The organism is Microbacterium murale, from assembly GCF_014635185.1.
Taxonomy (GTDB): domain Bacteria; phylum Actinomycetota; class Actinomycetes; order Actinomycetales; family Microbacteriaceae; genus Microbacterium; species Microbacterium murale.
This window is the reverse complement of record NZ_BMCM01000004.1, coordinates 364706-377581: the sequence shown is the minus strand read 5'-3', so window position 1 is coordinate 377581 and position 12876 is coordinate 364706. Positions and strand designations below refer to the sequence as shown.

The 12876-nt window shown below is 68.7% G+C and carries 10 protein-coding genes; 9 read left to right on the top strand and 1 reads right to left on the bottom strand.

The annotated features are described in order from the left end of the window. The first annotated feature begins 5 nt into the window (after nt 1-5). From pta to IEV67_RS14170, 7 genes are all read left to right on the top strand, one after another. Nucleotides 6-2138 carry a phosphate acetyltransferase gene (gene pta / locus IEV67_RS14200; protein ID WP_188437214.1) on the top strand — a complete coding sequence of 711 codons (2133 nt, stop codon included), beginning with the start codon at nt 6-8 and terminating at the stop codon, nt 2136-2138. Next, nucleotides 2135-3355, top strand: coding sequence for an acetate/propionate family kinase (locus IEV67_RS14195; protein ID WP_188437213.1), 1221 nt, complete (start codon nt 2135-2137; stop codon nt 3353-3355). Before pta ends, IEV67_RS14195 begins: the two co-directional genes overlap by 4 nt. A gap of 108 nt (nt 3356-3463) precedes the next feature. Beyond that, entirely contained in the window at nt 3464-4219 is a 756-nt protein-coding gene (locus IEV67_RS14190; RefSeq protein WP_188437212.1) for an HAD family hydrolase, read from the top strand. Next, entirely contained in the window at nt 4216-6699 is a 2484-nt protein-coding gene (locus tag IEV67_RS14185; protein WP_188437211.1) for a glycoside hydrolase family 65 protein, read from the top strand. Before IEV67_RS14190 ends, IEV67_RS14185 begins: the two co-directional genes overlap by 4 nt. A 41-nt stretch (nt 6700-6740) precedes the next feature. Continuing rightward, nucleotides 6741-8921, top strand: coding sequence for a DNA polymerase III subunit gamma and tau (locus tag IEV67_RS14180; RefSeq protein ID WP_188437210.1), 2181 nt, complete (start codon nt 6741-6743; stop codon nt 8919-8921). Continuing rightward, nucleotides 8921-9514, top strand: coding sequence for a recombination mediator RecR (gene recR, locus IEV67_RS14175; RefSeq protein WP_033106606.1), 594 nt, complete (start codon nt 8921-8923; stop codon nt 9512-9514). The genes IEV67_RS14180 and recR overlap by 1 nt, the downstream gene beginning before the upstream one ends. A 40-nt stretch (nt 9515-9554) precedes the next feature. Further along, nucleotides 9555-10484, top strand: a complete 930-nt coding sequence (locus IEV67_RS14170) for a DMT family transporter (protein ID WP_188437209.1) — start codon at nt 9555-9557, stop codon at nt 10482-10484. Here the strand turns inward: IEV67_RS14170 and IEV67_RS14165 are convergent. Further along, the gene (locus IEV67_RS14165; RefSeq protein ID WP_188437208.1) at nt 10453-10905 is read right to left on the bottom strand and encodes a DUF2871 family protein; all 453 of its coding nucleotides are present in this window, start codon (nt 10903-10905) and stop codon (nt 10453-10455) included. The two genes, IEV67_RS14170 and IEV67_RS14165, sit on opposite strands and share 32 nt — an antisense overlap. A 95-nt stretch (nt 10906-11000) precedes the next feature. Here IEV67_RS14165 and IEV67_RS14160 point away from each other — a divergent pair, with 95 nt between their 5' ends. Together IEV67_RS14160 and IEV67_RS14155 are read left to right on the top strand one after the other, a co-directional pair. Continuing rightward, nucleotides 11001-12203 carry a sensor histidine kinase gene (locus tag IEV67_RS14160; protein WP_188437207.1) on the top strand — a complete coding sequence of 401 codons (1203 nt, stop codon included), beginning with the start codon at nt 11001-11003 and terminating at the stop codon, nt 12201-12203. After that, nucleotides 12200-12817, top strand: a complete 618-nt coding sequence (locus tag IEV67_RS14155; RefSeq protein WP_188437206.1) for a response regulator — start codon at nt 12200-12202, stop codon at nt 12815-12817. Before IEV67_RS14160 ends, IEV67_RS14155 begins: the two co-directional genes overlap by 4 nt. Nucleotides 12818-12876: the final 59 nt, after the last annotated feature.

Genomic DNA, 12876 nt, shown 5'->3' with positions numbered 1-12876 from the left:
GCAGCGTGGCGCGAAGCATCTACATCACCTCCGCCGAGGGGCACACCGGCAAGTCCACCATCGCGCTGGGTGTGCTCGATGCGCTCATGCGCGTGACGCCCCGCGTGGGTGTGTTCCGCCCGATCGCGCGCTCTTCCGCCGAGGCTGACTACGTCCTCGAGCTGCTGCTCGCGCACGACGGCGTGCACCTCGACTACGAGGCCAGCCTCGGCGTCACCTACGACGATGTGCGCGACGATCCCGACCGCGCACTCGCCACCATCGTCTCGAGATTCAAGGCGGTCGAGGCGCAGTGCGACGCCGTCGTGATCATCGGCAGCGACTACACCGATGTGGCCAGCCCTGCAGAGCTCGGCTACAACGCCCGCATCGCCGCGAACCTCGGCGCTCCGGTGCTGCTCGTGCTCAGCGGCCGCGACCAGCAGGGCGGCGGCGAGCAGCTCGGCACGTCGACCGCGCGCACAGCCGACGCCGTCGGCCAGATCGCCGCCCTCGCGCTCGCCGAGCTGCATGACGAACGGGCAGAGCTGTTCGCCGTGATCGTCAACCGCGCCGACCCCGATGCCCTGCAGCAGAGCGTCGATGCGGTGCGCACCGCGCAGTCGGAGCACACCCCGGTGTGGGCGATCCCGGAGGATCGCACGCTCGTGGCGCCGTCGATCCGCGGCATCCTGGCCGCCGTCGACGGGCGACTCATCAAGGGCGACCCCGATCTGCTCACCCGCGAGGCACTGAGCGTCGTGGTCGCGGGCATGTCGATGGTGAACGTGCTGCCGCGTCTCACGCAGGACGCCGTCGTGGTCATCCCGGCGGATCGCACCGAGGTGCTGCTGGCGACGCTGATGGCTGATGCGGCGGGAACCTTCCCCTCGATCACGGGGATCATCCTGAACGGACCGTTCCCCCTGCCGGAGTCGATCGAGCGGCTGCTCGACGGACTGGCATCCACCGTGCCGATCATCGCGACCGATCACGGCACCTACGACACCGCGGTGCGCGTGATGGGCGCGCGCGGACGGCTGGCCGCCGATTCGCGTCATCGGTACGATCGCGCGCTCGGACTGTTCCAGACCCACGTCGACATCACCGAGCTCGCGACACAGCTCGGGCTCGCGGAATCGCGCGTCGTGACGCCGCTGATGTTCGAGTACGGACTCATCGAACGCGCACGAGCCGATCGCAAGCGCATCGTGCTGCCCGAGGGCGAGGACGACCGCATCCTGCGTGCGGCGTCGAGCCTGATCGCGCGTGACGTCGCCGACCTGACGATCCTCGGCGATGAGAGCGAGATCCGCGCACGGGCCACTGAGCTCGGAATTGACATCTCCGCGGCGCAGATCATCAGTCCGACCGATCCGTCGTACATCGAGCGGTTCGCCGAGGAATACGCGCGTCTGCGGGCGCACAAGGGAGTGACGCTGTCGCAGGCCGCCGACACCGTCACAGACGTGTCGTACTTCGGAACGCTCATGGTGCATCTCGGCCTCGCAGACGGCATGGTCTCGGGTGCGACGCACACCACCGCGCACACGATTCGTCCGTCGTTCGAGATCATCAAGACCCGTCCTGGCGTAGAGGTGGTCTCCAGCGTCTTCCTGATGGCTCTCGCCGACCGCGTGCTCGTCTACGGCGACTGCGCGGTGATCCCCGATCCGACGAGCACTCAACTCGCCGACATCGCGATCTCGTCTGCGCAGACCGCGCGGCAGTTCGGCATCGAGCCGCGCGTCGCCATGCTGTCTTATTCGACCGGGGAGTCGGGAACCGGCGCCGACGTCGAGAAGGTGCGCGAGGCGACAGCACTCGTGCGCGAGCGCGCTCCCGAGCTGCCGGTCGACGGGCCGATCCAGTACGACGCCGCAGCCGATGCCGCTGTCGCCAAGGCGAAGATGCCGGATTCAGCCGTCGCGGGACGTGCGACGGTGTTCGTCTTCCCCGATCTGAACACCGGCAACAACACGTACAAGGCCGTGCAGCGCTCCGCAGGAGCCGTCGCGATCGGCCCCGTGCTGCAGGGGCTGAACAAGCCCATCAACGACCTCTCACGCGGTGCGCTGGTCGACGACATCGTCAACACGGTCGCCATCACCGCGATCCAGGCCCAAAGTGCCACCCCGGGTGCGGAGGCCGCACGGTGAGCGTCGTCCTGATCATCAACAGCGGCTCCTCGTCGCTGAAGTACAGTCTGATCGACATGGACCGCGAGTCGCCGCTCGGCGAGGGCCTCATCGAGCGCATCGGGCAGGACGTCAGCGCGATCTCGCACACCGTCCGTCGCCCAGGCGACGGTGAGGCCGCCCCCACGGTGCTCGACGTCACGAAGAAGAGCGAGCGGACGATCGCCGATCATGACGAGGCGTTCGCCGTCATGCTTGAGCAGTTCGAGAGGCACGGCCCCGCACTGGACGAGCACGCGCCGGTCGCCGTCGGGCATCGCGTCGTGCACGGCGGCGCGCGGTTCTTCTCGCCGACGCTCGTGACGGATGCCGTGGAGCAGTCGATCGGCGAACTCGAGGTGCTCGCGCCACTGCACAACCCGGCCAACCTCGCCGGCATCCGCGCCGCACGCGCGGTGTTCAAGGACGTGCCTCATGTCGCCGTGTTCGACACCGCGTTCCACCAGACGCTGAAACCCTCCGCGTACACCTACGCGATCGATGCGGCGTTCGCCGAGAAGCACCGCATCCGCCGCTACGGGTTCCACGGCACCAGCCACAAGTACGTCAGCGAGCAGGCCGCGGCCTTCCTCGGGCGCGATCTCGCCTCGCTGCGCCAGCTCGTCTTCCACCTGGGCAACGGCGCCTCCGTCACGGCGATCGACGGCGGACGCTCGGTGGAGACCTCGATGGGGTTCACGCCTCTCGAGGGCCTGGTGATGGGCACGCGCTCCGGCGACCTCGACCCCGCCGTCCTGGTGCATATCGCACGCGTGGCCGAGTACTCGATCGACGAGATCGACACGCTGCTCAACACCCGCAGCGGACTGAAGGGACTGGCCGGACACAGCGACATGCGCGACATCCTCGCCGGCGTGGATGCGGGTGCGGAGGCGGCCACCCTGGCCTTCGACGTCTACATCCATCGCCTGCGCGCCTACGCCGGCGCGTACATCGCACAGCTCGGCGGAGTCGATGTCATCTCGTTCACCGCCGGCGTGGGTGAGAACGCGGCCCGGGTGCGAGCCGAGGCGCTCTCGACATTCGGCTTCCTAGGGATCGAGATCGACCAGGCCCGCAACGAGGCGCGCAGCCACAGCATCCGGCGCATCTCGACCGACTCATCGTCGGTCTCGGTGCTCGTGGTGCCGACGGACGAAGAGCTCGAGATCGCACGGCAGACCCTGAGCCAGGTCTGAGTGGCGGAACGCGCCTCAAGGGGTTATGCCCGCGAACCCTGCGCCATTACGCTGGCTGGGTGGCACAGTGAGGTGCCGGTCCCTTCGCGTGAAACTCTGGAGGCCCGCATGCCCGACTCTCTGCCAGACCTCGGCCTCGCCGAAGGCATCCTGTTCGATCTGGACGGTGTGCTGACGCCGACCGCCGAAGTGCACATGCGCGCCTGGCAGGCGGTGTTCGACGAGGTTTTCGCCAACTGGGGGATCGAGCCGGCGTACACCGACGACGACTACTTCGCGTACGTCGACGGCAAGAAGCGCTACGACGGCGTCGCGAGTCTGCTGCGCAGCCGCAACGTCGAGATCGCCTGGGGACAGGTCGACGATCCACCGGACGCTGAGACGATCTGCGGCATCGGCAACCGCAAGAACGCCGCGTTCTCGGCGTCGCTGCGCCGGGAAGGCATCGCCGCCTACCCCGGTTCGCTCGCGTTGATCGAGCAGCTGCGCGATGCCGGCATCCGCCAGGGCGTCGTCTCGAGTTCGAAGAATGCCGAAGAGGTGCTGGCGACCGCCGGAATCCGTGGGTTCTTCACCGTGGTGGTCGACGGAACGGTCGCCGAGCGCGACGGGCTGGCGTCGAAACCTGCCCCCGACATGTTCGTCGCCGGCGCCGCCGCGCTGGGCGTGGATCCCGCGCAGAGCATCGCCGTGGAGGATGCCGTCTCCGGCGCCGCGTCCGCCGCGGCCGCCGGTTTCGCCACCGTCGTCGGAGTCGACCGCGGCGCCGGCCCTGACGCCCTGCGCGCCGCCGGCGCAACATGTATCGTCGATGATCTTGCCCGTCTGCTTCTGAACTCGACTGACAACCCGGAGACCGCATGATCGATCGCGAACGCTTCCCCGTCGAACCCTGGCGTCTCACCGAGACCCGCTATGACGAGGATGGCCTCTCGGAGACCCTGTTCGCCGTCGGAAACGGCTATCTCGGCCTACGCGGCAACCACATCGAGGGTCGCGGCGCACACGAGCACGGCACGTTCCTGAACGGGCTGCACGAGACCTGGCGCATCCGCCACGCCGAGCAGGCGTTCGGCTTCGCCGAGGTCGGCCAGACGATCGTCAACGCTCCAGATGCGAAGATCATGCGCGTGTACGTCGACGACGAGCCGATCTCGTTCGACGAGTCGGAGGTCAGGGACTACTCGCGCTCGCTCGACATGCGCACCGGTGTGCTCGAGCGGAGCTTCGTCTGGGAGACGCCATCGGGCAAGCGCATCCGCATGCGCGACGAGCGACTGGTCAGCTTCGAAGAGCGTCATCTCGCGATCCTGAGCCTCGAGGTCACGGTCGAGAACTCGGATGCGCCGGTCACGATCAGCTGCCAGCTGCTGAACAGGCAGGACGGCGGCAGCGTGTACGGCGGTGCGCCGAGGGCAGCCAAGAAGGCGGGATTCGACCCGCGCAAGACCGAGAAGATCACCGAGCGGGTGCTGCAGCCGGTCGAGTTCTGGCAGGACGGACTGCGATCGGCGCTGTCGTACGAGACGACCGAGTCGGGGATGACCGTGGCGGTCGTCGCCGACCACGTGATCGAGACGGAGAACGACTACAGCGCGCGCCGGCTCGTCGAGCAGGACGTCGCGAAGAACGTCTTCCGGGTGCAGGCGAAGGCCGGAGTGCCGATCCGCATCACCAAACTCGTCAGCTACCACACCTCGCGCGGCGTGCCGGCTCGGGAGCTGGTCGACCGCTGCCGCCGCTCGCTCGACCGTGCGCGCGTCGAGGGCGTCGATGCGCAGTTCCGTCGTCAGAGGGAGTGGCTCGACGCGTTCTGGGAGCGGTCGGATGTCGTGATCGAAGGACATGACGATCTGCAGCAGGCCAGCCGCTGGTGCCTGTTCCAGCTCGCGCAGGCATCGGCGCGTGCAGACGGCTCCGGCGTGCCGGCGAAGGGCCTTTCCGGGTCCGGCTACAGCGGGCACTACTTCTGGGACACCGAGATCTACGTGCTTCCGTTCCTGACGTACACGAGCCCGCAGTGGGCGCGCAACGCCCTGCGTGCGCGGGCGCTCATGCTGCCGGCTGCGCGGCGCAGGGCCGCGCAGCTGAACGAGGCGGGGGCGCTGTTCCCCTGGCGCACGATCAACGGCGAAGAGGCATCTGCGTATTACGCGGCGGGGACGGCGCAGTACCACATCAACGCCGACATCAGCTTCGCGCTCGGCAAGTATGTGCGTGCCACGGGGGATGTGGAGTTCCTCCGCAGGGAGGGCGTCGACATCGCCGTGGAGACGGCGAGGCTCTGGGCGACGCTCGGGTTCTGGCGCGGCACGAACGGCGACGCCACGTTCCACATCCACGGTGTCACCGGCCCTGACGAGTACACGACGGTCGTGAACGACAATCTCTTCACGAACGTCATGGCGCGGTACAACCTGCGCTACGCCGCCCGCGTGGTGCGTGAGATCGCAGCCGCGAATCCGCGAGCGTACGACGCACTCGTGGAGCGCATCGGATTGGATGCCGGTGAGCCGGACGCCTGGGATCGCGCTGCAGAGGCGATGTTCATTCCGTTCAGCGAGAGCCTCGGCATCCATCCGCAGGACGCGATGTTCCTCGAGCGCGAGGTGTGGGATCTCGAGCATACCCCGGACGACCAGCGGCCCCTGCTGCTGCACTACCACCCGCTCGTGATCTACCGATTCCAGGTCCTCAAGCAGGCCGATGTCGTGCTGGCCCTGTTCCTGCAGGGCAACCACTTCACTCCGGAGGAGAAGCTCGCCGACTTCCAGTACTACGATCCGCTGACCACCGGCGATTCGACGCTGTCGGCCGTCGTGCAGTCGATTCTCGCGGCCGAGGTCGGATATCAGGACCTCGCGCGGGAGTACTTCGAGCATTCGCTGTTCGTCGACCTCGGCGATCTGCACCACAACGCATCCGACGGCGTGCATGTGGCGTCGGCCGGCGGCGTGTGGACCGCGCTGGTCTGCGGCTTCGGCGGGATGCGCGATCACGCCGGCGAGCTCAGCTTCGACCCGCGACTGCCTGTCGACTGGCCATCGCTGTCGTATCAGCTGCAATGGCAGGGCACTGCGCTGCACGTGACCGTGACCCGCGATCAGCTTCGTGTGGTCGCGCGATCGGGCGAGCCGGTCACGTTCACGGTGCGCGGCGTCGAGTGCACGGTGAGCACGGACGAGGAGGTCGTCGTGGCGCTCGCCGACCAGGGGCCGGTGCTGTCGGGCCGTCCGACCCTGGGGCAGTTCGAGGACGCGCGTCGTGACGACGGCACGCTGATATCCGCCTCAGTGCCGGTGGTGACGACGACGATCCCGGTGATCAGCGTGATCGAGGACTGAGCCGGAAGTCCGGTGTCTGCGGTACGCCGTAGGCTGGAGCAGTGACCACAGCCCTGTACCGCCGTTACCGGCCCGAGAACTTCGGTGAGATGATCGGGCAGTCGCAGGTGACCGATCCGCTCATGACGGCACTGCGCAGCGACCGCGTCGGTCACGCGTATCTGTTCTCCGGACCCCGCGGGTGCGGAAAGACGACCTCCGCGCGCATCCTCGCCCGCTGCCTGAACTGTGCCGAGGGTCCGACGGACACCCCGTGCGGCACCTGCCCCAGCTGTGTGGAGCTGTCTCGCGCCGGCGGCGGATCGCTCGACGTCGTCGAGATCGACGCGGCCAGCCACAACGGTGTTGACGATGCGCGCGACCTGCGTGAGAGGGCGACGTTCGCTCCCAGCCGCGATCGCTTCAAGATCTTCATCCTCGACGAGGCGCACATGGTCACCCCGCAGGGGTTCAACGCCCTGCTCAAGCTCGTCGAAGAGCCGCCGGCGCACGTCAAGTTCATCTTCGCGACCACCGAGCCCGACAAGGTGCTCGGCACCATCCGCTCCCGCACGCACCACTACCCGTTCCGGCTCGTGCCGCCTGCGGCGATGCTCGAATACGTCGAGAAGCTGTCCGCCGAAGAGGGCGTGAACGTCGACAAGGGCGTGCTGCCGCTGGTCGTGCGCGCCGGTGGCGGCTCTCCTCGAGACACGCTGTCGCTGCTCGACCAGCTCATCGCCGGCTCCGACGGCGACTCGGTCGCGTACGAGCGGGCGGTTTCGCTTCTCGGCTACACCCACGGCGCGCTGCTCGACGAGATCGTCGACGCGCTCGCCGCCGGCGACGCCGCTGCCGCCTTCCCTGCGATCGACCGAGTGGTGCAGACCGGGCAGGACCCGCGGCGCTTCGTCGACGACCTGCTCGAACGGCTGCGCGACCTCATCGTGATCGCCGCGGTCGGCGCAGGAGCGGGCGCGGTGCTGCGCGGCCTCGCTGAAGACGAGCTCGCACGCATGCGCACTCAGGCCACGGCGTTCGGCGCCGCGCGCCTCTCGCGCACGGCGGATGTCGTGAGCGCAGCTCTCGACGACATGACGGGGGCGACCTCACCACGGCTGCACCTGGAACTCATGATCGCGCGAGTTCTGAACGCCGCGGGTGGGAGTGAGGGCTCCGGCTCGCCAGGGCTCGCTCAGCCCGTTCCGTCCGCGGTGCCTGCGCCTGCGACGTCTGCTCCTGCTCCTGCTCCTGCTCCCGCTGCCGCTCCTGCTCCCGCTGCGGCGCCTGCCGAGCCTGTCCCATCCGCCGCCGAGTCGGCCGGGCCCGCCGCATCCGTCCCTGAGCCTGCCGAGCCCGAGCCCGTCCCATCCGTCCCTGAGCCTGCCGAGCCCGCGCCAGCCGCATCCGGCCCGGTCGATTTCGCCCGCATCCGCTCGTCATGGCCGGCGATCCTCAAGCGCCTCGAAGACGTCAGCCGCACAGCGTGGCTGACTGTCACGACCGTGCAGCCGCTCGATTACGTCACCGATTCCGAGGTGCTCACGCTCGGCTTCGCGAGTCCGCAGGACGTCAAGGCGTTCAAGGGCTCCACGCCGGGCCCCGGCCCGTCCGACCACCTGCGCACGGCGATCGAGCAGGAGCTCGGGGTGCGTGTGAAATACCTCCCGAAGCCGCTACCGCCGGTGACGCCCGCCGAATCAGCCGGGCCCGAACGCGAGCGCTCGGCGCCAGCCGCGACGGCCCCCGCCCCTGCGGCTTCGACGCCGGTGACGGAGTGGGCGGTCGCGTCGATCCCGAGCGCAGAACAGCAGCCGGTCGCGACTCAACCTCAGTTCCCCGTCGATGACGAGCCCGCAGACGTCGAGTCCGCGGCATCCGCCCCGCTCCCGCCGCGGGACGGCGAGGTCGACCACGACACGCCGCCCCTGCCCGACGATGCGGATGCGCCCGATGACGCAGACGCTCCCGATGAAGAGCCGCCGTACGAACCACCCGTCCCATCGGCGCAGTTCTCCCCGGCGCAGGCGCAGTCACAGGTGAAGCCACAGGCCGAGCCGTCGGCCCGGGCATCCGTCCCGCAGCCGGGCTCCGCCGCGACACCGCAGCGTTCCACTCCCGTCACCACCGAGCGTGCCGCAGGCGGTGGTGTGCAGCGCTACGGCGAGGCCGTGATCCGCCAGGTGCTCGGCGCGACGTTCGTGCGCGAAGAGCCGTATGAGCCGCCGACGAGGTTCGCCTGATGTACGACGGCATCGTTCAGGAGCTCATCGACGAATTCGGCCGCCTGCCCGGCATCGGCCCGAAGTCGGCGCAGCGCATCACGTTCCATATCCTGCAGACCCCGACGTTCGACGTCGCCCGGCTCGCCGAGCTCCTCACCGACGTGCGAGAGCGCGTGCGGTTCTGCGAGATCTGCGGCAACGTCTCCGAGCAGGATCGCTGCACGATCTGCCGCGATCCGCGCCGCAACCCGGCGCTGATCTGCGTCGTGGAGGACGCCAAGGACGTCTCGGCGATCGAGCGCACCCGCGAGTTCCGCGGGCTCTACCACGTGCTCGGCGGGGCCATCAGCCCGATCGCCGGCGTCGGCCCCGACGATCTGCGCATCACCCAGCTGATGTCGCGTCTCGCCGACGGCACCGTGCAGGAGGTCATCCTCGCGACGAACCCGAACCTCGAGGGCGAGGCGACCGCCAGCTACCTCAGCCGTCTGCTGACCACGATGCAGATCACGGTGTCGCGCCTCGCATCGGGTCTCCCGGTGGGTGGCGACCTCGAATACGCCGACGAGGTCACCCTCGGTCGCGCCTTCGAAGGGCGACGGACGTTGTGAGCGTCCTCGCGGTTGTCGTCATCGCCGCGGCAGCGGCCGGATGAACGCCGACGGGGGCTTCACGCGCAGAGGCTGGATCCTCTTCGCGATCATGGCCTTCGTGTGGGGCATCACCTATCTCTTCATCAAAGAGGCGGTGCAGTCGTTCACCCCGCCGGCCGTCGTGGCCGGTCGCACGCTGCTGGGCGGACTCATCCTGCTGCCCTTCGCGATCCGCAGCGGGGCGCTGAAGGGGGCGTTGCGGCACTGGCCATGGGTGCTCGCATTCGGCCTGGTCGAGATGGCGGGGCCGTTCCTGCTCCTCAGCCACGCCGAGACGCAACTGCCATCGGGCCTCACCGGGCTGCTCGTCGCCACCGTGCCGCTGTTCGCGGTCATCATCGCGCTGCTGCGGGGCGACCGCACCGTCCTCGCTCCCGTGCGCCTGGGCGGACTTCTCCTCGGCTTCATCGGCGTCGGAATCGTCGTGGCGGGCCCCGGTCTCTTCCCGCACGGTCAGGCGAGCGTCTTCGCGATCGGCGAGATCCTGCTGACGGCGCTGCTGTACGCCATCGCACCGTTCATCATCGCCCACAAGCTCTCAGACGTCCCGTCGATCGGCACCATCACGCTCGCACTGTTCGCGATCGGCCTCGGCTACCTGCCCGCCGCACTCCTCACGCAGCATGAGGTGCCGACGATCCGCTCGACCGTGTCGCTCGTGCTGCTCGGCGTCATCTGCACGGCGGTTGCGTTCATCGCCTTCTTCGCGCTCATCCGCGAAGTCGGACCGGTACGAGCGCCCCTGTTCACCTACATCAACCCCGTCGTCGCGATCGTGCTCGGGGCGATCATCCTCTCCGAGCCCGTGACCCCTGGGCTGCTGATCGGCTTCCCCGTGATCCTCGCAGGATGCTGGTTCGCCGCGACCGGCGGGCGCCTCCGCGCCCGCCCTCCGGTCATGCCCGACGGATCGCCGTCCGCAGGCTGAGCAGCAGCAGTACGAGACCGGCGCCGACGAGCATGTGCCCGACGCCTGCGATGCCGGCGATCATCTTCGACGATTCGAGATCCTGCACCTGCAGCATCCCGTGCCAGACCAGCATCGCGGCCGTCAGCGCGACGCCGGCGTTGTAGATCCAGAAGAACCAGCGGAAGAGGCGGCTCGCCGACAGCGTGAACACCTTCTCGAGGGCCAGCACGATCAGCAGCACGATGAGTCCGAGCGTGAGGATATGCGTGTGCGCGAGCCCCAGCTGGCCCATCAGGCCCTCCGGGTAGCCGTTCGCCTTGGTGAACTCGCGGTAGAAGAGCCCTGCGGCGAGGCCGATCACGGTGTAGACGGCGATGGCGCGCAGGAGCAGGAGCTGGGCGGTACGTGAAGCGGTGCGGGTGATGGTGTCGAGAGTCATGTCTTCAGCCTGATCGCCGCGTCCGCGAACGGGATCCATCGAATGATCGATCTTGCCTTCGGGCATGCTGCGCGTGAAAGAGGGAGAATCAGATCATGTCCGAGCCGACCGTTGCAGACCCCGTGAGGGGACGGATGCTGAGGTCCGCGCGCTTCGCGCTGCATCTGATCACCGTGCTGCTGGCCGTCGTGACGGCGTTCCGCGCCGCAGCCGTCGACGTGCCGCTGCTGCCGGCCATGCTGCTGCCGGGAGTCTTCCTGGCCTGGTACGGCGCGGGGGCGGCGTTCGCCCGAGGGCGTTTCGCTCGCTGGTGGCTGATCGGTCTTGGCGTCATCTGGCTCGTCATGCTCGCGGTGTCCGCCGAGTTCGTGTGGTTGTCGTTCCCGCTGCTGCTGCTCGCCGGGCATCTGCTGCGCGCGTGGGCGTCGGTGGCTTTCGCCGTGCCGGTGCTGGCCGCGGCCATCCTCGCACCGATCCTGCACCAGTCGCCGATCTCGTTCGCGCACATCGCCGGCCCGCTGCTCGGCGGAGGGTTCGCTCTCGCGATCTCGCTGGGCTATGACGCCCTGCTGCGCGATGCGGTCGAACGAGACCGCCTCATCGCGTCGCTCGTGCGTGCCCGCGACGAGACGGCGGCCCTCCAGGAAGAGCTCGCGCAGACTCAGCGCGAGGCCGGCGCGACGCACGAGCGCACCCGGCTCGCCCGCGATCTGCACGACACGATCGCTCAGGAGCTCAGCTCGATGGTGATGCTGGCGCGCAGCGCGGATGCCGAGCGGATGCCGCAGATCGAATCCCTCGCTCAGCACTCGCTGACCGACCTGCGCCGCATCGTCGCAGCCCTCGCACCGGCAGAGCTGGAGGGATCGGCGCTCGCGGCGGCGATCGAGCGGATGCTGGAGACGCTGCACTCCGACACCGGCATCGAGGTCTCGCTCGAGGTGGACGCCGCGCTGCCCGCCCTGCCCACACCCGTCGAGGTGGTGTTCCTGCGTGTCGCGCAATCCGCTCTCGCGAACGTGCGGCAGCACTCCGAGGCGCACGCCGTCCGCGTCGGACTGTCGATGGCCGGAGCCTCTGCGCGGCTGACCGTCACGGATGACGGCGTCGGATTCTCGGAGGCCGCCCCAGCGCCCGGCGGATCATCGTACGGCCTCTCCGCGATGCGCTCACGTCTGCGCGAGTTCGCCGGCGAACTCCAGGTGCGCTCCGCTGTCGGGGAGGGGACGATCCTGGTCGCGTCTGTGCCCGTCTCCGCCGTACCGGTCTCCTCCGTCCAGGGGGAGGCACAGGCATGAGCATCCGCGTGCTGCTGATCGATGATCACCCCGTCGTGCGGGCCGGGCTCCGCTCCATCGTCGAGTCGCGCGGATTCACCGTGGTCGGGGAGGCCTCCACCGGAGAGGAGGCACTCACCGTGACGTCCGATCTGCGACCCGATGTCGTGCTGTGCGATCTGCGGCTGGGAGTTGGCATCGACGGTGTCGAGACGACGGCGGCACTGCGGCGGATGCCGGATGCCCCCGCCGTGCTGATCCTCACCACCTTCGACCATGACGCGCAGATCATCCGTGCGCTCGAAGCAGGGGCCGCTGGCTATCTGCTCAAGGATGTCGACAACGACACGATCGCGCGGGCGATCATCGACGCAGCATCCGGTGCCATGGTGCTCACCCCCGGAGGCGACGAACGCCTGATCGCGGCGCTGCGCGCCCCGCGCGTGACGCTCACCGAACGCGAACGCGACGTGCTGATGCAGGTGGACGAGGGAGCTGCGAACAAGGAGATCGCCGCACGGCTGTTCATCTCCGAATCCACGGTCAAGACCCACATCGTGCATCTGCTCGAGAAGCTCGGGGTGGCCAGCCGCACGGCTGCCGCGAGCGAGGCACGCCGGCTCGGCCTGCTCTGACGACAGCCGGAGCGTCACATGCGCTGAGGGGAATACGCGTCGAAAGTACAATGGCCGTG

Coding starts and splice junctions, on each gene's coding strand:
- IEV67_RS14190 (WP_188437212.1), top strand. CDS start 3,464: ATGCCCGACTCTCTGCCAGACCTCGGCCTCGCCGAAGGCATCCTGTTC.
- IEV67_RS14185 (WP_188437211.1), top strand. CDS start 4,216: ATGATCGATCGCGAACGCTTCCCCGTCGAACCCTGGCGTCTCACCGAG.
- recR (WP_033106606.1), top strand. CDS start 8,921: ATGTACGACGGCATCGTTCAGGAGCTCATCGACGAATTCGGCCGCCTG.
- IEV67_RS14170 (WP_188437209.1), top strand. CDS start 9,555: ATGAACGCCGACGGGGGCTTCACGCGCAGAGGCTGGATCCTCTTCGCG.
- IEV67_RS14165 (WP_188437208.1), bottom strand. CDS start 10,905: ATGACTCTCGACACCATCACCCGCACCGCTTCACGTACCGCCCAGCTC.
- IEV67_RS14160 (WP_188437207.1), top strand. CDS start 11,001: ATGTCCGAGCCGACCGTTGCAGACCCCGTGAGGGGACGGATGCTGAGG.
- IEV67_RS14155 (WP_188437206.1), top strand. CDS start 12,200: ATGAGCATCCGCGTGCTGCTGATCGATGATCACCCCGTCGTGCGGGCC.